This is a genomic window from Pandoraea eparura (assembly GCF_902459725.1).
GTDB classification, from domain to species: Bacteria; Pseudomonadota; Gammaproteobacteria; order Burkholderiales; family Burkholderiaceae; genus Pandoraea; species Pandoraea eparura.
The window spans coordinates 570,640-588,509 of sequence record NZ_CABPSH010000001.1 but is presented as its reverse complement, the minus strand read 5'-3'; the positions used below and the strand labels follow the sequence as shown (position 1 = coordinate 588,509).

The following is a 17,870-nucleotide window of genomic DNA, read 5'->3' as shown; positions in this document are numbered from 1 at the left end:
TCCGGCCTCGTCGGGCCGTTGCAAGAGATCGAGCAAATCCCATGCCAATCCTTCTGGGCTGATTAAGTCCATGATTTGTAAGGGCCTGGGCAATGCTCGCCGTCGACACACGGCGTAAAACGTTACGGAAACGAAACACGACGGGAACGCAAGGACGTAACAACACGTCCCAATGCCAGCCACCAGCCACCAGCCACCAGCCACCAGCCACCAGCCACCAGCCACCAGCCGCCAGCCGCCAGCCGCCAGCCGCCAGCCGCCAGCCACCCGCTGCTCGCACTGCCCTTCCGCATGCGGTTTTTCTGTTCCCGCTAAAATCGGGGCAGCGCCAGCCCTCACGCCCCCAGTTACCGCCGTCTTCGCCCCCTGTCACGCCGCATGAATCTTCGCTTTCTCGAAACCTTCGTCTGGCTTGCCAAGCTGCGTAACTTCCGTCTCACGGCCGAACGTCTGCACACCACGCAGGCAGGCGTGTCCAGCCGGATCGCGTCGTTGGAGCAGAGCTTCGGGGTACGGCTGTTCGATCGCAGCGCCCGGGAGGTCACGCTCACGGCGGCGGGGCAGAAGGCGTTGGCGTACGCGGAGCGCATCGTCATGCTCGGTCAGGAAATGAAACGCGAGCTGACCGACCCGGACATGCCGCCGGGCGTGCTCAAGATCGGTGTGGTCGAGTCGATCGTGCATAGCTGGTTCCCGGACCTGGCCGCGCGGATTCACCGCGAATATCCGCAGCTCGAGATCGAGGTCACCAGCGAGACGACTATCAATCTCTGCAAGCAGCTCGAAGCCGGCACGCTCGACCTCGTGCTGCAAACCGACGTGCAGCACGGTGCCGGCATCGAGAATTTGCCGCTGGCCGAATTCCCGATGCGCTGGGTGGCGAGCCCGAAGCTCAATCTGGAGGGCGAAACGCTCGACGTGGCCGATCTGGCGGCGTACCCGCTGGTGAGCTTTTCGCGCAACTCCGGCCCGCACAAGACGCTCGAGCGCATGTTCTCGGTCGCGGCCGAGCGGCCGGTGCGCGTGAACTGCATGACGTCGGTCGCGGCCATCATCCGGCTGGTCGCGGACGGCTTCGGCGTGGCAATGTTGCCGCCGGCCATCATTCAGCGCGAACTCGGCGAGCACAGCCTGCATCTGCTGCGCGTGAACGCCAATTTCCCCAATTTACCGCTCGTCGGCTCATTCCGAACCGGCGCGCTGCTCGCCGAAAACGTGGCGCGTCTGGCGCAACGCACGGCCAGCGAATTCGCCTTGAACATGGGACCGGACATCGCCATCCCGCCCGCCGCCGCCATGACCGCCCCGGCCTGGGGGGCCGCCGAGTCCTGAGCCTTCGGCGCGCGATCCTTTCTCGGCACCGCTGCCACCTACGCGCAAACCCAGCGCGGCAACGGTTTGGCGTCGCTCATAAGAATTTTCTGTCGCGGCGAATTTGATTTCTTGTTGGACGCGTTTTCCCTCGTTTTGCACACTCGGCAAGACGGTCGACCCGCGCGCATGACGTGTTGTTCGGCCTCCCGATTGTCAATACCGATGGAATGCCTCATGACTGTGACTGCCCCCCGCGCCCAACTCTGCATTTGGACGAATATCGATCCGGCCTTCGAGGCGGACTTCAACCGCTGGTACGACCGCGAACACATGCAGGAGCGAGTGGCGATTCCGGGTTTCCAGTTCGCCCGTCGCTTCAAGGCCCTGCACGACTGCGCGCGCCCCTACCTGGCGCTTTACTGCACGCGGGATGCCGGCGTCTTTACCAGCGAACCCTACGCCCAGGCCTTCCAGCATCAGACCGAATGGTCGCTGCGCAACTTCGCGCGCATGCAGGGCACGCAGCGTCGTGTGGGCACGCTCGATATCGAGGCGGGCGAAGGCCAGGGCGGCATGCTGGCCATGTTCGTGCTGAGCGAGGCTGTCGTTGCCCAGGCGCATGCGCGTCTCGGCGCGCAGCTTGCCGAACTCGCCCAGGGCGACGGCATCGTGCGCGCCACGCTGCAGGTCACCGTGCCGACGCTGTCCGTCTCGCTCACCGCCAAGGACGCGCCGCTGCCGCCCGCCGATGCCGTCGTGCTGATCGAAGGCACAGATCCCGATGCCGTGCACACCGCTGCGCAAACGCTCGCCGCTGCCTACGGGGTGCCGGCCGGCGAGGTCACCCGCTTCGCCATGCTGTGGCGTCTCGGCGCCAACGACGACTGACGTCCCGCCATCCTCTTGCGGGATCGGGCCATCCGGTCGATCTCGCGCCCCCCTGGAGACCTCCATGACCACCTATTCCGATACGCGCGACGCTCGACCAGCCGACGTCGCCTCTTCCGCCACCTCAGCTACCGCGAATCCGCGCGCGAACAAGGGCCGCCTCGCGACGGCCAGCATGGTGGGCACCACGCTCGAGTGGTATGACTTCACCGTCTACAACACGCTGGCCGCGCTGGTCTTCAACCATCTGTTCTTCCCGTCGGTCGATCCGTTGGTCGGCACCATCCTCGCGCTGTCGACCTATGCCGTGGGTTATGTCTCGCGACCGCTCGGCGGCTTCGTGTTCGGCAACCTGGGCGACAAGATCGGGCGGCGCGCGGTGCTGGTGCTCACGCTCGTGGTGATGGGCCTGACCACCGGCCTGATGGGCTTGCTGCCGACGTACGCGTCGATCGGCATCTGGAGCCCGGTGCTGCTCGTCGCCCTGCGCTTCGTGCAAGGCGTCGCGCTGGGGGGGGAATGGGCCGGGGCGGTGCTGCTGTCGGTCGAGCATGGCGATCAGCGCAAGCGCGGTCTGAATGCGTCGTGGACGCAGGTCGGCCCGTCGTTCGGCACGCTGATCGCGACCGGCCTCATCGCGCTCATCACGCTATCGATTTCGCCCGACGACTTCCTCGCATGGGGCTGGCGCCTGCCGTTCCTGCTGAGCCTCGTGCTGGTCGGCTTCGGTCTGTGGGTGCGTCGCGGCGTGGAGGAGACGCCGATGTTCGAAGCGATACAGCACTCGGCGCGTCAGGCGGACATGCCGATTGCCGACGTGTTCCGTTCGCACTGGCGCAACCTGCTGGTGGCCGGCGGCTCGCGCATCGGCTCGGACGTGCTTTATGCGCTGATGGTCGTCTTCACGCTGACCTATGTGACGGGCACGCTGCACCTGTCGCGTCCGCTTGCGCTCACGGCGGTGCTGGTGGGCACTGCATGCAACGCGCTGACGGTGCCCCTGTTCGGCGCGCTGTCCGACAAGCTCGGCCGTCGTCCGGTGTATGGGTTTGGGGTATTGTGCGCGGTGGTCTGGGCCTATGGGTTCTTCGTGCTGCTCGATACGTCTCATCCCGTGCTGATCGTGCTGTCCGTGGTCATCGGGCTGGTGATTCACGCGGTCATGTACGGGCCGCAGGCTGCCTTCGTCACCGAGCAGTTCCCGACCCGGGTGCGCTACGCCGGTTCGTCGCTGGCCTACACGCTCGCCGGCATTCTCGGCGGTGGCTTTGCCCCGCTCATCATCGTGACGCTGTACAAGGAATTTGGCACGACCATCTCGGTGTCGCTATACGTCACGGCGGCGCTCGCCGTCACGGCCATCGCGCTCCTCGCCGCGCGCGAGACCGCACACCTGCCGCTCAGGGACTAACGACGTAGGGATCGGTCTCCCTGGCCGGCAAACGGCACGCCGTCGGGCGTGCCGTTTGCTTTGCGCCAGACGTTGCGCCAGACGTTCAGGCGGAAGCCGGTACCGCAGGCGTCTGGCACACCTCGGTCAGCCCGGCCAGATCGCCGCGCTGCGCGAGTTGGTGAACGTACCGGGCAAAGCCATCGAATGCCGGGGCCTGATCGCTCAGTTCACGCGCCCACTCCATCAGATCGGTCATGGCGCCCATCGCGATCAACTGGCGGGCCTGGCCCAGATGCTCGCGCGACGGCCGCACACAGGGGGCATCGCGCATCGGGCTTGCCGCGCCGCGATCCGCGTCGCTTGCCGGTGCGTCGGCGCGCGGCAGATCGAGCAGGCGCGCGAGCGTATTGCGCAGGTCGGCAAGTTCGATGGGCTTGAGCAGGCAGGCGTCGTAGCCGCTGTCCGCCACCATCTGCGGCGAGGCGGAGACGGCCAGCACGGGCACGTCGGGCCAGTGGCGGCGCGTGGCCCGGGCGACGGCGAGTCCGTCGGCGTTGGGCATCATGTGATCGGTGAGCACGAGATCTGGCACCGTCTGCTGCGGATTGCCGAGCGCGGCGATCAGCGCCACGCCGTCGGCGAACGTGCGCACCGTGAAGCCGAGACTCGTGAGTTCGTCACGCAGGAATTGCCGGATCTCCGGCGAGTCTTCGGCGAGCCAGACGTGATGCCCGTTGCCATCGATCGGCGGCAGCGCATGGGCCGCTCCGGTGGGCCACTGCGGCACCAGATCGGCCTCGCGTGCCACGCGCAACGGCAACGTGAACGCGACGCGGGTGCCGACATCGAGCGTGCTGTCGACGATGATCGTGCCGTCCATGCGTTCGACCCATTGCCGCACGATGGCCAGCCCGAGGCCCACCCCCGGCAGGCGCCTCGCCCCGTCGAGTCTCGCAAAGGGTTCGAAGACGCGAGGCAGGTCGTCCTTGGCGATGCCGCAACCGGAATCCTCCACGCCGAAACACACCTGCACGATATCGGCACGTGTCGCGTCCGGCGTCGCCGAGAGCGAGAGGGTGATCGTCCCGTTGGCGGTGTACTTCGCGGCGTTGTCCAGCAGATTGCCGAGCACCTGGCGTACGCGCTTGGCATCGAACGCGAGCAGGGGCGGCAACGGGGCACGCACGTCAAGCAGGAAGGCATTGCCGTGCTTGCTCGCGAGGCTCATGCCCTCGTGCGCCATGCCGTCGACGAACGCATGGGTGTAGACCGGCGCGACATGCAGCGGGTCGGCCGCGCCGCCGCTCGCGTACTCGATCAGGTCGTTGATCATGGCGAGCATGTGATGCGCGCTGCGGCGGATGATGCGTCCGCGGTCGGCATCTTCGCGCCCGCCCGACTGCACCAGATCAGCAAAGCCAATGATGGACGTGAGCGGCGTGCGCAGATCGTGACTGATGCGTGCGAGGAAGTCGCTCTTGGCGCTGTTGGCCTCGTCCGCGGCGATGAGCGCGGCCTGCAATTCACGCGTGCGCGCATCGACGGCATTGGCGAGTCGCGCCTGCTCCTCGCGACGCGTCTGCAGGACTTCACGTTGCGCCGCCCGCTGTTCGCGAACGAGTTCGCGCGAGCGTCCCGCCACGAGGATGGTGAGCATGAGCAGCACGGAGATGTTCGTGCTCCACGCCATCGCCGTGTTGGCCAGCCAGTCTTCCGGCAGCAGGCCGTTGATGATCGCCAGCCGCCAGAACAGCACGAGGCAGCCCGGCGAGAACGACAGCAAACACAGCCGCGCATTGGCGAAGCCGCGTCGCCAGCCGTCGACGAGCGATACGATCCAGACGACGTTGAAGACCATGAGCAGTTGCAGGTGTGTGAACGCGGCGCTCCGGTGATCGCCGAACGCCACCCAGACCGCCATCACACCCATGAGGGCGATCATGGCGCGATAGGTCCAGCGCCAGAGCCGCACGCGGTTCAATCCGGCGAAGATGGTCACCATCGCACTGAAGCAGGCCACCGTCAGTGTCGAGAAGAAGCTCGGCGCACGCACGACGAATTCACCGCCTTGCGGCAGGAGGTAGCGATACAGGAAGCCCTGGAACGCCATGTCTTGTGCGACCTGTGTCATCGTAGTGAGCGCGAGCAGCACGAACACGGGATCGCGTCGCGCAATGCCGAGGACAAGGGCGTACATTGCGACGGAAAGCATGGAGCCCACCAGCAGCATGGTGACCATCGCATTGCGTGATTCGGCCAGGCGGAAGTCGTCCGGACGCCAGAGCTGCGGCACCATGCTCACCGACGATCGTGTTTCTACGCGCACGAGGAACGTCAGTCGCTCGCTCGGGGCGAGCGTGATGGGGAAGACGGAGGTCTCCGATGCGATCGGGTGCCGGTCGAGCGGGATGGTGTGCCCGGCCAGCCACTGGATATCCGGCTGCCGGCCGCCGACGGGCATCGTGTAATAGCGCACATCTTCCAGCCGCACGATGCCAATGCTCAACCAGCGCGTGACCGACACGGTGCCGAGATTCTCGACACTGCCCGTCAGCCAGAACGCCGAGCGGCTGTAGCCGGGATTGAGCATGTGCGGGGACACCTCGCGCCAGCCGGGGGCGGCCAGCGCCTGCGCGGCGTCGAGGCGCGCGGATGGGTCTTCCAGCAATCGCAGTTGGGTGTCAAGCTTGAGCGGTGACGCCGCGCTCGCGAGATCGATGGGCGCGCTCGTGAACGCGGAGGCGCTCGCCGGTGCGGCCATGCCGGCCCCGGCGTGCAGCACCAGCGCGAGGAAGAGGGCCGCGAGGGCCCGCCAGGCGATGACCACCCGGCGCAGCCCGTGCGTCGGCAGGCGCGAGGGCAACGCGTTCATGGGGCGGGCGGCGCTCCCACAGCGTCAGTCGGGTGCGGGACTTGCGCGGCATGTTCGCGAAAGCCGCTTGGCGGCATGCCGAAGCGCTCGCGAAACGCGGTCGCGAAATTGGCGGCGCTCGCGAAGCCGACCGCGCTGGCGATGTCCTGCACGTCGAGCGAGGTCTCCGAGAGCAAGCGGCGCGCTTCCTTCATGCGCTCTTCGCGCAGAAAGTCGAACACGGTCACGCCGACGCACCGTCGAAATGCCAGGTTGAGGCGGCGCGTGTTGGTGCCGACCGCGCTGGCGAGACCGGCGAGTTCGGGCGTCGCATCGAGTCGGTCGAGCAGCAGCGCGCGCGTGGCGCGAAAGAGCACGGCGTCGAGCGTGTGCGCCTGCACTGGCAGTGGCGTGAGCTTGTTGTTCTCGCCGGCACCATCCGGCGTTGGCACGGGTGTCGTCGCCTTCAGATGGATCGACAGACGCAGACGCACTTCTTCGAAATCGTAAGGCTTGGTGACGTAATCGACCGCGCCGGCCGACAGTCCCGCCACGCGTTCGCCGGGCAGCGCGGCTGCCGTCAGGAAGATCAGCGGAATGTGCCGGGTGCCGGGGTCGGCCTTGAGCAGGCGGCAGGCGCCAAGCCCGTCGCACACGGGCATGCGGATATCCATGAGAATCAGGTCGGGCTGCACGGTGCGCGCCTTGGTGTACCCATCGCGACCATCGTGTGCGATGTAGACGCGACACCCCTGCTGGCTGAGGAAATCCATCAACAGCATGCGGTCTTCCTGGTTGTCGTCGACGACGAGCACGCGCACGCCCGACAACTGGCGGGCATGCGGTGTGGCCGGCCACGCGTCGCCCGGAAGTCGGGCGCCATGCGCGGCCCGCGGCGGCGGGGGCAGGGGACGATCATTCATGATGGCCGCCATTCTTTCACATTCGCCCGATCGCGCTTGGCCGCGAGGGAGGGGCGTATCGGCCCGCGGGAAATATATTTCCCGCGGGCAAACGTGATATGCCGTTGGGCAAAGGGACGGCAGTGGCTGACGCGAGCGGCTCGGTTAAGGTCGTTTGTCGGGTTCGCCGGGGCGAAGACCGGTGCGGGGCGATCGGGGGGTCGTCCACCGCTGGCGTGTCCCATCTGGCGAGCCCGGCCCCCCGGGGGGGCCGGCCAACGGCGCGAACCTGAGAGCAGGGCGGACTCAGTCTTGCGTCGTCCAGACGACGTTCGCGCCCACCGAGCACAGGTTCTCGACGAAGCGCGGATGCGCGCGCCGGATCGGATCGGCGTTCTTGATCGTCGATTGCCCGTCGATGCTCGCCGCCACCATCAGCAGCGCGATCGCCACGCGGATGATGTACGGACTCTCCACGACGGCCGGCGAGAGCGGCACGCCGCCGAACGTGATCAGGCGGTGCGGATCGGACTGGAACACGTGCGCGCCGAACTTCGACAGTTCTGTCGACCAGCCCATCGCGCCGTCATAGACCTTGTTCCAGAACATGGCGCTGCCTTCGGCCTTGACCCCCAGCGCGATGAAGATCGGCAGCAGGTCGACCGGGAAATACGGCCACGGCGCCGCTTCGACTTTCGTCAGGATGTTCTGCGTGAACGGCGCCTGCACCTTGAGCTTGCCCTGCGCGGTGGCCGTCGACCAACCGTCGCGGTGCTCGACCTTCACCCCGAACTTCGCGAACGTGCGGTCGATGAGCGGGAACTGGTCCGGCGCCGTGTTCTTGACCGTGATTTCGCCGCCGGTGATGGCGCCAAGCGCCAGGAACGTGGTGATCTCATGGAAGTCTTCGGCGAAGCGGAATTCGCCGCCGCCGAAGCGCTCCACGCCTTCGATCGCGAGCTGCGACGTGCCGACGCCCTCGATGGGCACGCCGAGCATTTGCATGAAGCGGCAGAATTCCTGCACGTGAGGCTCGGACGCCGCGTTGTTCAGTTGCGAGCGGCCCCTGGCCGTTGCCGCGCACAGCACGAAGTTTTCCGTGGTGGTCACCGACGCGTAATCGAGCCAGTGATGGATCGCGGGGCGCGTCTCGTCGGCGTGGATGAGCAGCGAGCCTTCGGTGCGCTCGACACGTCCGCCGAAATGCCGCAGCACCTCGATATGCGGATCGATCTCGCGCACGCCGAGCGTGCAGCCCTTGATGTTGTCTTCGATGCGGGCAACGCCGAAACGCGCGAGCAGCGGCGGCACGAGCATGATCGACGAGCGCATCTCTTCGGGCAGATGGTCGGTGCGCGGATCGAAGCGCGTATCGCGATGGTGGATGTCGAGCGTGCCGGTGTCGAAATCGACGCTGACATCGCTGCCGAGCTGACGGAAGATGTCGAGGATCTTGCGAACGTCGGTGATCTCGGGCACGCCGATGAGGCGCACGGGCTGATCGGTAAGCAACGTGGCGCACAGCACCGGGAGAACGGCATTCTTGTTGGCGGAGGGGGTAATGCGGCCGCGTAGCGGCTGGCCGCCGTGGACTACCAGATGGGACATGGGCTTCCTTCGGGCTTCGTGCTTGGGTATATCGGGCGGGGGCGAAAGTGGCTGGCGGGCGCAGACCCGTCGCAAACAGGCGCAATATACCCCCGATTCGGGGGTGTGTGCCACGCGATCCCCCACACCCGTGGTGGGAATGCCGCGCCGCTTGACGGGCGACGGCTTGGTGTATCGCGTGCGTCGTCGGGGCACGGCAGGCAGACGCTTATGACCCCGGGCCCGCGAACGCTTCGGCAAAAATGGCGCGGAAGTCCGGTGTCTCGGCGGCGGCCGCGCGGGTGAGCACCCGCGCTTCGAGTTCGTCGAGGTGCGCCGTGGCGAGCGCCATCGCGGCCTGCGTCTTGCCGTCGCGCAACTGGCCGACGAGTTGGGCGTGCTCGGTCGGCGCGCAATGCATGAATTCCGCCGGATCGTAGAGCGCCTTGTAAAGCTCCGTCTTGGCCACGAGCTGGCGCGCGAACGTATCGAGTTCGACACTCTGCGCCATGCCGATCAATGTCAGATGAAACTCGCCCGCCAGACGAATCGAGCGCTCGTGCGTGCCCTCCGCATGCGAACGGGCTTCCTGCGCCACGTGCGCGTCGAGCGCCGCGAGCTGCGCGGCGCTCAATTGCCCGCAAACGCTCGCGATCACGCCGCTTTCCAGCACGCGGCGCGCGCGGTAGGTCTGCCGGATGTCGTCGAGCGACGGCTGCGGGACGAACGCGCCCCGGTTGGGTTCGAGCACCAGCTTGCCTTCGAAGCCAAGCCGGGCGAGCACCTTGCGCACCGCGCCGCGGGTGCAATCGAGCGCTTGCGCCAGATTGCGCTCGCGCAGCGGCATGCCCGGCCGCAGCTTGCCCGAGAGCAGCGCCTGCGAAATGGCCGCGTAGACGCGTGCCTCGATCTGCTGCCCCGCGCTGCCCGGCATGCCGTCGTCGACGGACGGCAGATCCGGGGCAGCCTCGATGCGGGACGCGTCGGGCGGGGACGTCGGTGCTGCGGTGCGGCTCAAGCCTCATCTCCTTGAAAGACGCGGTTCACGTGGGTGTGGGGCGCATTGTACCCGGCCCCCTTCGCCTGTCGGGGGTGCCTCCCGGAAAACCCTCGGTTTTGACCCTCCCGCCATTGCGACCTTGCATTTCGGCACATCGTTGCCGATAATGGTCAACAAAAATGGTTAACCATTTATGTGTGTTTGGTTGATGATGTGACAAATCGAGGCGATGCGTCATGCCGCCGGACACGGTTGAAGTGGTCAAGCCATCGAGTGGGTCGCGCGCGCTGTCGAGCGGCCGAACGTTGTATCCCCTGGGGTCTGGAGACATCATGAAATCTGTACATTGCCTGGCCGCACTTCCCATTGCGGCCTTTTACAGCGGCGGTTGGCTGGCCGAACACGTGGGCACCCGTCTGGCGGGGCTGCCGTTCCTGATGGCGTGGAATATCGTCTGGTTGTTGCTCACGTCGGTGGTCATGGGGGTGATGTTCCGTTTCGACGGTTCGCGTGAGGCGGCGCGGGCGTCGACGAACGATGCGCGCGAGCGCGACGGAGCGACATCATGAACGCCGCCCTGACCGTCATTGCGGCGTTTCTCGCCTTTGCGCTCTTCATCGGGTTGCGCGCCCGGCGCGGACGCACCATGAGCCTGGAGCAGTGGGCCGTGGGCGGGCGCGGCTTCGGCACGCTGCTCGTCTTCCTGCTGATGGCGGGCGAAGCGTTCTCGACATTTACGTTCCTTGGCGCGAGCGGATGGGCGTACAGCAAAGGGCCGCCCGCCTTTTACATCCTCGCTTACGGGGCGCTTGCCTATCTGCTCGGCTACTGGATGTTGCCGGCGGCGTGGCGTCATGCGACGCGACACGGCTGTGTGTCGTTCTCCGACTTCTTCGCGACGGCCTACCGCTCGCGGGCACTGGGTGTCGTCGTCTCGCTGGTGGCCGTGCTCGGCATGAGCGCGCTGCTCATCATTCAGTTGCGCGGCCTGGGCATCATCGTCTCGGAGGCGTCGTACGGCACGATTCCCCCGGTGGTCGCGATCTGGTGCGGCGCCATCGCGATGGTGGTCTACATCACGGTGTCGGGCATTCACGGCTCCGCGAGCATTGCGATCTACAAGGACATCCTGATTCTCGTGATCGCGGTGTTCCTCGGCCTCTACCTGCCGCTGCACTACTTCGGCGGTTTCGGCGCCATGTTCGACCGCATCGAGGCGGCGCGACCGGGCTTTTTGCAGATGCCCACGAGCGGCCTGACACTGTCCTGGTACAACTCCACGATTCTTCTCACGTCGCTTGGCTACTACCTGTATCCGTACGTGTTCACCTCGGTGTACGCGGCCAAGACCGAAAGTGCGGTGCGCAAGAACACGATTCTGATGCCGCTCTACCAGATGGTCATCGCGTTCATGTTCTTCGTGGGCTTTGCGGCGATCCTGCAAGTGCCGGGCCTGAGCGGCGCGGATTCGGATCTGGCGCTGCTGCGCATCGTCAAGCAGACGTTCTCGCCGTGGTTCGTGGGCGTGATCGGCGGCGTCGGGGTGTTGACCGCGCTGGTGCCCGGTTCGATGATTCTGCTCAACGCGTCGACACTGATCGCGAAGAACATCTACCGCGACGGCTTTGCGCCGCGCGCGAGCGACGCCTTCGTGGGTAAGCTCGCCAAGCGCGTGCTGCCGGTCTTCGGGCTGGTGGCGGTGGGCTTCGTGCTGCGTGGCGGGGCGACGTTCGTGGCGCTCGCGCTGTTCGCGTCGAGCCTGCTCACGCAACTGTTCCCGTCGTTCGTGTCAAGCCTGCTGCCGCGTCCGTTCGGCAACAAGTACGGCGCGTTCGCGGGGATTGGGGCCGGGGCGCTCGTGCTGGCGGCAGCAGTAGGGCTCGACGTCAACCTGCGCACCTTGATGCCCGGCGCATCGGATACCGTGGGATCGATCAACATGGGGCTGGTGGCGCTCGCGGTGAATGCGCTGACGTTCGCGGTCGTCAGCTTGCTCACGCGCTCGCGCAACGTGGCGGCAGGCGTTCCGCAGGGCACCTGACGCGGAGATTGAGGAAGACATGACAACACTGGAGATTCGCAATGCACGCGGCCTCGATGGCGCGCCGGTCGACGTGCGCGTCGAGCACGGGCGGATCGCCGCACTGGCGCCGTCGCTGCCGGGCGAGGTGAGCGGGGCGGGCGGCGGCGTTCGCCAGATCGATGCGGGCGGCGCATTGCTGCTGCCCGGGCTCGTGGAGTCGCACACCCATCTGGACAAGACCGTGTGGGGCATGCCGTGGTACGTCAATGCGTGCGGCGCGCGGCTCATCGACCGCATCGACAACGAACGCCAGTGGCGTGCCGAGAGTGCACATGACGCGGGCGTCGCGTCGCTCGCGCTCGCTCGGGCGTTCCTCGCGGCGGGCACCACGCGGTTGCGCACCCACGTCGACATCGATACCGACGCGGGCCTGCGCCATCTCGACGGCGTGCTCGGCACGCGCGACGCGCTGGCGAACACCCTCGACATGCAGATCGTCGCGTTCCCGCAGTCGGGCGTGCTCGAACGCGCGGGCACTGCGGCCTTGCTCGACGACGCGCTCGCGCGCGGCGCGGACGTGCTCGGCTGGCTCGATCCGTGTGCCATCGACCGCGACCCGAAGGCCTCGCTCGACGCGATGTTTGCGCTGGCCGACAAGCACGGGTGTCCCGTCGACATCCATCTGCACGAGCCGGGCGAGATGGGGATCTTCTCGCTCGAACTGATGCTCGAGCGTATCGCCGCGCTTGGCATGCAAGGCAAGGTCGTGGTGTCGCACGCGTTTTGTCTGGGAGAACTGGATGCCGCGCGCACCGAGGCGTGGCTCGCGCGTCTGGCCGATGCCGGCGTCGCGCTGATCACCACGGCGCCGCCGTCGCGTATCGTGCCGCCGCTCATGGCGTGCCGCCGCGCTGGCGTTGCGCTGGCGGGCGGCAACGACGGCATTCGCGACACCTGGACGCCCTACGGCTCGCCCGACATGCTCGAGCGCGCCATGATGATCGGACTGCGTTACAACCTGCGTCGCGACGACGAGCTGGAGATCGCGCTCAATTGCGTCACCTATCAGGGGGCGAGGGTCTGCGGGTTCGACGACTACGGCCTGCAGGTGGGGGCGCGCGCCGACCTGGTGCTCGTCGATGCGGTGAATGCCGCGCAGGCGATCGTTACGCGAGCGCCGCGTCGCTGGGTGGTGGCGAACGGCCACCTCGTGGTGAGTGAAGGCGTGGCCGTATGACCCTCTGGCTGGCCATCGTCGCGGTCGGGCTGACGCTGCGGCCGACGCTCACGTCCATCAGCCCGCTGCTGCCGCAAATTCGCGCGGCTACGGGAATGACCTATCCCGTGGCGGCATTGCTCACGTCGCTGCCGGTGCTCGCGATGGGCGCGGGCGCGTTTGCGGCGAGCGGACTGACGCGCCGCGTCGGTGAGCGTCGTGGCGTGCTGGCCGGACTGGCGGCGCTCGCCCTCGCGTGCGGTGTGCGTTTCGTGGCCGATGACACCGCGACGATGATTGCCACGGCGCTTGCGTCGGGCATCGGCATCGCCATCATCCAGGCGCTGCTGCCCGGTATCGTGAAGGCGAACTACAGCGCTGCGCGCATGACCGCGATGATGGGGTTGTACTCGGCGGCGCTCATGGGCGGTGGCGGGCTTGGCGCCGCGATCAGCCCGTGGGCGGCGCGCGACGCGGGTGACTGGCGCGTCGGGCTGGGGATATGGCTCGGGGTCGTCTGCGCCGCCGCGCTGGCCTGGTGGCGCGCGCCGCTGGTTCGCACGGCGGTGACGTCAGCGACCTCGCCGGCGACGACGGCGAAGGACTTGCGAGCGGCCTCCCAGGCGGCAAGCGAGTGTGTCGCGTCGCCGGCCGACGGTGTGCCGTCGATGCGCGACCTGCTGCGCAAGCGCCGCGCCTGGACGCTCGCCGTGTACTTTGGCCTTATCAACTGCACCTATACGACGATGGTCGCGTGGCTGCCGCCGTTCTATCAGCAGCACGGCATGAGCGCGACGCGCAGCGGTGCGCTGCTGGCCGCACTGACGGCCTGTCAGGTCGTCGCCGCACTGACGCTGCCCTGGCTGGCGCGCCGTCGTGTCGATCGCCGTCGCTGGCTCACGCTCGCGCTCGCGGCCACCCTCGGCGGACTCGTCGGGCTGGCGCTCGCGCCGGTGACCGCCGCGTGGGCGTGGATCGGCGCCATCGGCTTCGGGCTGGGCGGCACCTTCTCGCTTGGGCTCGTGCTCGCGCTCGATCACCATACGCACCCGCGTCATGCGGCAGCGCTGGCGGCGTTCATGCAAGGCGTGGGTTTCTGCATCGCGGCGCTCGCGCCGTTCGTCGCCGGGGCGGTGCTCGATCTCACCGGCAGTTTCACGCCGTCGTGGATCGGGCTCATCGGGCTCAACGTCGCGCTGATCGCACTGACCTGGCGCTTCGACCCTGCCGGCTATGCGTCGGCGCTTCGCCTGTCGCGCGACGCACCCGGCGGCCGTCCACTGCGCGTCTGACTTGCCCGCGAAGTGCGCTTGAAGTGTGCTCGAAGTCCGGTTAACGTGCGGGCCTGATGTGCGTGCGGCACGCCGTGTGCGTTGCGCACGCGAGACACGTATTCCTTGGGCAAAATTCCTGCGGAGTCCCTACGCAATCCGCGCTAAGATGGATCGTCGTGTGATGTCGCAGCAGGCCTTTGGCACGAGACCTGGGGGCTGGCCCGTCGGCCGGCTTGGCGTGCTTGGCCGGCGCACCGCTGGATACCAAGGGAGAACGGATGCTCGGAATGTCGCGCAGGGCCGTGGGTCGATCGTTCGGGACGATGCTCGTCGCGCTCGGTGCCTGCAGCGTCGGCGCGACGTTGTTCGCAGCATTCCCCTCGCTCGCCGCGGCGGCCGACACGATCTTGCCGGAGCGTCCGGCGGTCGGTGCCGCGCCGGTTCCCACCCCGATCGCACCCGCAACGTCGAAGGCCGTGCCGCCGACCGGCGTCGACCAGCGCGCGCCGCGCAGCGATGGCGCGTATGCCAACCTGCATGTCTTCCGGCCGCCATCGGTCTGTCGCGGCGTGGCGGTACTGAGTCCCGGTGCGGGTGACGACCGCGATGCGCTCTCCTGGTTGGGGCGCGCGCTCTCGCAATACGGTTGGCTGACCGTGACCATGGCCCACAAGCAGAGCGGGCACGAATCCTTGCGCGATCGCGTGCGCAGCGGTGGGTTGCGCGACGGTTTGCTGGCACTCACTACGGATCCCGAAGCGTATGACGACCGACTCGAAGACACTGGGGCGGCGCTGCATTGGGCGCGAACGCAATGCCGGTCCGGGCCGGCCGTCTTCGCTGGCCACTCCATGGGGGCGGCCACAGTGATGATCGAGGCGGGCGCCAGGAACAAGCTCGGGCTCGGCAGCGACGACCGTTTCGACGGCTACATCGCCCTCTCCCCGCAGGGGCCCGGTCCGATTTTTCCGTCGGACGCATGGCATGACATCCGCAAGCCGGTGCTGCTCGTGACCGGCACGCGCGACGCGCCGCTGGACGGCAAATGGCAGTCGCGCACCGAGCCCTACGCGGACCTGCCGGCCGGGTGTCACTGGCTCGCCGTGGTCGACGGCGCCACGCATTTCAACTTCGCCGGTTTCGGCTACGGGCACGGTGATATCGAGGCCAAGGTGTTGCCGTTGATCCAGCGTTTTCTCGATAACCTGCGCATGCAGCGGTGCGCTGTCCCCACGCCGGCGGCCGGTGTGAAGTTCGAAGCCAAGTAGCTGAGCGGATGCAGGGGATGCAGGCAAGGCGACGCCTGGCCGACCGAAGGCGAGCTGCCAACATGTGTCGTCAGCCATCAGCCATCAGCCATCAGCCATCAGCCATCAGCCATCAGCCGCCGGGCCGGTACCTCATCGGCACGGCGCAGAGGGAAATCGGTAGAAAAGGCGGTGAAAAAGGCGGCGAAATCTTTCCCATTTGCCGATCGGTCACAAATCGTCACAAATTTGTGACGCGCTTGGCGTGGTGTCCCGGCGGATGATTGAGATAATGTGAGTGCCCGCTTCGAAGGTTTTGCCGATGCATCTTTAGTCAATCGGTAATTGAACGGGTAAAATTGCGCGTTCGGCGCACGCTGACTACGGTCGGCACGCGCGTTACACGCTATCTCCACTGCCGATGGAATTCCTGCCCAATCACGTTTCCCGCATGATTTCCCACCGTGCCTTGCGCCTGGCACTTGCCAGCGTACTCAGTGTTTGCGCCTTGATCTCCGGCGCCGCGCATGCGTTCTCGTTCGACGACGTCGCCAAGCAGGCGCGCACGCTCGCGAACAATCGCTATAAGCCGAAGGATCCGAATCTGCCCAAGGCGTTGCAGAATCTGACTTACGACCGCTATCGCAATATCCGTTTCAAACCCGAAAAGGCGTTGTGGCGTGCGCAGAAGCTGCCGTTCGAGCTGATGTTCTTCCATGAGGGCTCGTATTACGACCGTCCGGTGAAGATCAACGAACTGGCCGGCAACCGGGTGCATGAACTGCGCTACAGCCCGGACATGTTTGATTTCGGTGCGCTGAAGGTCGATCCGAAGCAGTTGCGCGGCCTTGGCTTCGCGGGTTTTCGCATCCACTTCCCTGTGAACACCCCGAAATACAAGGACGAAGTGATGGTGTTCCTCGGCGCGAGCTATTTCCGCGCGCTGGGCAAGAACCAGACGTATGGCCTGTCCGCGCGCGGGCTGGCGCTCGACACCGCGCTCAATTCCGGCGAGGAGTTTCCGCGCTTCACCGAGTTCTGGATCCAGCGCCCGGCGCCCGGCGCCAAGGAACTGACAATCTACGCGTTGCTCGATTCGCCGCGCGCGACGGGCGCGTATCGCTTCACGCTGCGCCCGGGCGTCGATACGACGGTCGATGTGAAGGCCGAGCTGTTCCTGCGGGAGAACGTCACCAAGCTGGGCATCGCGCCGCTCACGAGCATGTTCTTCTATGGGGAGAACCAGCCGGCGGCGGTACCCGACTATCGTCCTGAAGTGCATGACTCGGATGGCCTGTCCATCCAGTCCGGCACCGGTGAGTGGATCTGGCGCCCGCTGGTCAATCCGAAGCGTCTGCTCGTGTCCTCGTTCGCCCTGTCGAATCCGGCCGGGTTCGGGCTGCAGCAGCGCGACCGCGACTTCGGCGACTACCAGGACCTGGACGATCGCTACGAATCGCGCCCGAGCGCGTGGGTCGAGCCCAAGGGCAAGTGGGGGGCGGGTCGCGTGGAGTTGGTGCAGATTCCCACGCCCGACGAGACCAACGACAATATCGTGGCGTATTGGGTGCCCGATGCGCCGCCCAAGCCCAAGCAAGCGTATTCGATCGAATACCGGCTATCGTGGCAGAAGGAAAATGACAAGCGTCCGCCAATGGCGTGGGTGTCGCAAAGCCGACGGGGACACGGCTACCGGGGCAAACCCGACGACAGTCTGCTGTTCGCGCTGGATTTCGAGGGCCCCGCGCTCAAGAAACTGCCGGAGGATGCCAAGGTCGAAGGGAACGTATCCATCGACGGCAATGGCAAGATCCTTGAAGTGCAGACGCAACGCAATGACGTCACGGGCGGCTATCGCGTCATGCTCCGCATGCGCCGTGTCGATGCCGAAAAACCCGTCGAAATGCGCGCTTATTTGCGCAACGGCAGTAATACCCTATCCGAAACGTGGAGCTACCTGTTACCCCCCGAATGAGCGACCGTTCCGATATTCCGGTCGATGAACTGTACGTCGACCGGCTACCTCTGCCCGCCGAGAAACGTCGTGCCCTGCTGGCTCAAGCCAGGCGTGACGGTGGCGATTCGCTTGACGTCCTCACGCGCTTGCAGCGCCTGCTCGCCGCGCGCGCCATGAACGGCGCGGGCGATGTGTCGCCCGGCGCCGGCGAGACGACA

At 66.6% G+C, this 17,870-nt stretch carries 14 protein-coding genes; 9 read left to right on the top strand and 5 right to left on the bottom strand.

Going from position 1 to position 17,870, the window contains the following annotated elements; genetic code table 11:
* Positions 1-122 precede the first annotated feature (122 nt).
* Positions 123-293: a hypothetical protein gene (locus PEP31012_RS23530; RefSeq protein WP_174978077.1), complete on the bottom strand. Its 171-nt coding sequence runs from the start codon at positions 291-293 to the stop codon at positions 123-125.
* Between the two features lie 85 nt (positions 294-378).
* Between PEP31012_RS23530 and PEP31012_RS02610 the strand changes: the two genes are divergently transcribed.
* From PEP31012_RS02610 to PEP31012_RS02600, 3 genes are all read left to right on the top strand, one after another.
* Positions 379-1,332 (top strand): LysR family transcriptional regulator, encoded by a 954-nt coding sequence (locus tag PEP31012_RS02610; RefSeq protein ID WP_150587764.1) that lies wholly within the window; start codon positions 379-381, stop codon positions 1,330-1,332.
* A 216-nt stretch (positions 1,333-1,548) separates the two neighbouring features.
* Positions 1,549-2,202 carry a DUF4286 family protein gene (locus tag PEP31012_RS02605; protein ID WP_150587763.1) on the top strand — a complete coding sequence of 218 codons (654 nt, stop codon included), beginning with the start codon at positions 1,549-1,551 and terminating at the stop codon, positions 2,200-2,202.
* Complete coding sequence (locus PEP31012_RS02600) at positions 2,096-3,613, top strand: MFS transporter (RefSeq protein ID WP_425494908.1); 1,518 nt, start codon at positions 2,096-2,098, stop codon at positions 3,611-3,613. The genes PEP31012_RS02605 and PEP31012_RS02600 overlap by 107 nt, the downstream gene beginning before the upstream one ends.
* An 85-nt stretch (positions 3,614-3,698) precedes the next feature.
* Here the strand turns inward: PEP31012_RS02600 and PEP31012_RS02595 are convergent, their stop codons facing one another.
* The 4 genes from PEP31012_RS02595 to PEP31012_RS02580 all read right to left on the bottom strand — a co-directional run bounded on the left by PEP31012_RS02595 (position 3,699) and on the right by PEP31012_RS02580 (position 9,953).
* The gene (locus PEP31012_RS02595) at positions 3,699-6,467 is read right to left on the bottom strand and encodes a hybrid sensor histidine kinase/response regulator (protein ID WP_150587761.1); all 2,769 of its coding nucleotides are present in this window, start codon (positions 6,465-6,467) and stop codon (positions 3,699-3,701) included.
* A complete protein-coding gene (locus PEP31012_RS02590; protein WP_246171133.1) occupies positions 6,464-7,228 on the bottom strand; it encodes a response regulator transcription factor in 765 nt (254 codons plus the stop codon). The genes PEP31012_RS02595 and PEP31012_RS02590 overlap by 4 nt, the downstream gene beginning before the upstream one ends.
* A 426-nt stretch (positions 7,229-7,654) precedes the next feature.
* Entirely contained in the window at positions 7,655-8,956 is a 1,302-nt protein-coding gene (locus tag PEP31012_RS02585) for a UDP-N-acetylglucosamine 1-carboxyvinyltransferase (protein ID WP_150587760.1), read from the bottom strand.
* A gap of 208 nt (positions 8,957-9,164) precedes the next feature.
* Entirely contained in the window at positions 9,165-9,953 is a 789-nt protein-coding gene (locus PEP31012_RS02580) for a GntR family transcriptional regulator (protein WP_246171110.1), read from the bottom strand.
* A gap of 314 nt (positions 9,954-10,267) precedes the next feature.
* Here PEP31012_RS02580 and PEP31012_RS02575 point away from each other — a divergent pair, with 314 nt between their 5' ends.
* The 6 genes from PEP31012_RS02575 to PEP31012_RS02550 all read left to right on the top strand — a co-directional run bounded on the left by PEP31012_RS02575 (position 10,268) and on the right by PEP31012_RS02550 (position 17,670).
* Entirely contained in the window at positions 10,268-10,504 is a 237-nt protein-coding gene (locus tag PEP31012_RS02575) for a DUF3311 domain-containing protein (RefSeq protein WP_150587759.1), read from the top strand.
* The gene (locus tag PEP31012_RS02570; RefSeq protein ID WP_150587758.1) at positions 10,501-11,976 is read left to right on the top strand and encodes a sodium:solute symporter family protein; all 1,476 of its coding nucleotides are present in this window, start codon (positions 10,501-10,503) and stop codon (positions 11,974-11,976) included. The genes PEP31012_RS02575 and PEP31012_RS02570 overlap by 4 nt, the downstream gene beginning before the upstream one ends.
* A gap of 19 nt (positions 11,977-11,995) precedes the next feature.
* Positions 11,996-13,195 carry an amidohydrolase family protein gene (locus PEP31012_RS02565; protein ID WP_150587757.1) on the top strand — a complete coding sequence of 400 codons (1,200 nt, stop codon included), beginning with the start codon at positions 11,996-11,998 and terminating at the stop codon, positions 13,193-13,195.
* Positions 13,192-14,466: a cyanate transporter gene (locus PEP31012_RS02560; protein WP_150587756.1), complete on the top strand. Its 1,275-nt coding sequence runs from the start codon at positions 13,192-13,194 to the stop codon at positions 14,464-14,466. Before PEP31012_RS02565 ends, PEP31012_RS02560 begins: the two co-directional genes overlap by 4 nt.
* A gap of 269 nt (positions 14,467-14,735) precedes the next feature.
* Positions 14,736-15,716: an alpha/beta hydrolase family protein gene (locus PEP31012_RS02555; protein WP_150587755.1), complete on the top strand. Its 981-nt coding sequence runs from the start codon at positions 14,736-14,738 to the stop codon at positions 15,714-15,716.
* 430 nt (positions 15,717-16,146) lie between these two features.
* Positions 16,147-17,670 carry a glucan biosynthesis protein G gene (locus tag PEP31012_RS02550; RefSeq protein WP_150587754.1) on the top strand — a complete coding sequence of 508 codons (1,524 nt, stop codon included), beginning with the start codon at positions 16,147-16,149 and terminating at the stop codon, positions 17,668-17,670.
* Positions 17,671-17,870 lie beyond the last annotated feature (200 nt).

Bases quoted from the DNA above. Each gene is read 5' to 3' on its own strand.
- PEP31012_RS23530 (WP_174978077.1), bottom strand. From the start codon at position 293: ATGCGGAAGGGCAGTGCGAGCAGCGGGTGGCTGGCGGCTGGCGGCTGG.
- PEP31012_RS02610 (WP_150587764.1), top strand. From the start codon at position 379: ATGAATCTTCGCTTTCTCGAAACCTTCGTCTGGCTTGCCAAGCTGCGT.
- PEP31012_RS02605 (WP_150587763.1), top strand. From the start codon at position 1,549: ATGACTGTGACTGCCCCCCGCGCCCAACTCTGCATTTGGACGAATATC.
- PEP31012_RS02600 (WP_425494908.1), top strand. From the start codon at position 2,096: ATGCCGTGCACACCGCTGCGCAAACGCTCGCCGCTGCCTACGGGGTGC.
- PEP31012_RS02595 (WP_150587761.1), bottom strand. From the start codon at position 6,467: ATGAACGCGTTGCCCTCGCGCCTGCCGACGCACGGGCTGCGCCGGGTG.
- PEP31012_RS02590 (WP_246171133.1), bottom strand. From the start codon at position 7,228: ATGCTGTTGATGGATTTCCTCAGCCAGCAGGGGTGTCGCGTCTACATC.
- PEP31012_RS02585 (WP_150587760.1), bottom strand. From the start codon at position 8,956: ATGTCCCATCTGGTAGTCCACGGCGGCCAGCCGCTACGCGGCCGCATT.
- PEP31012_RS02575 (WP_150587759.1), top strand. From the start codon at position 10,268: ATGAAATCTGTACATTGCCTGGCCGCACTTCCCATTGCGGCCTTTTAC.
- PEP31012_RS02570 (WP_150587758.1), top strand. From the start codon at position 10,501: ATGAACGCCGCCCTGACCGTCATTGCGGCGTTTCTCGCCTTTGCGCTC.
- PEP31012_RS02565 (WP_150587757.1), top strand. From the start codon at position 11,996: ATGACAACACTGGAGATTCGCAATGCACGCGGCCTCGATGGCGCGCCG.
- PEP31012_RS02560 (WP_150587756.1), top strand. From the start codon at position 13,192: ATGACCCTCTGGCTGGCCATCGTCGCGGTCGGGCTGACGCTGCGGCCG.
- PEP31012_RS02555 (WP_150587755.1), top strand. From the start codon at position 14,736: ATGTCGCGCAGGGCCGTGGGTCGATCGTTCGGGACGATGCTCGTCGCG.
- PEP31012_RS02550 (WP_150587754.1), top strand. From the start codon at position 16,147: ATGATTTCCCACCGTGCCTTGCGCCTGGCACTTGCCAGCGTACTCAGT.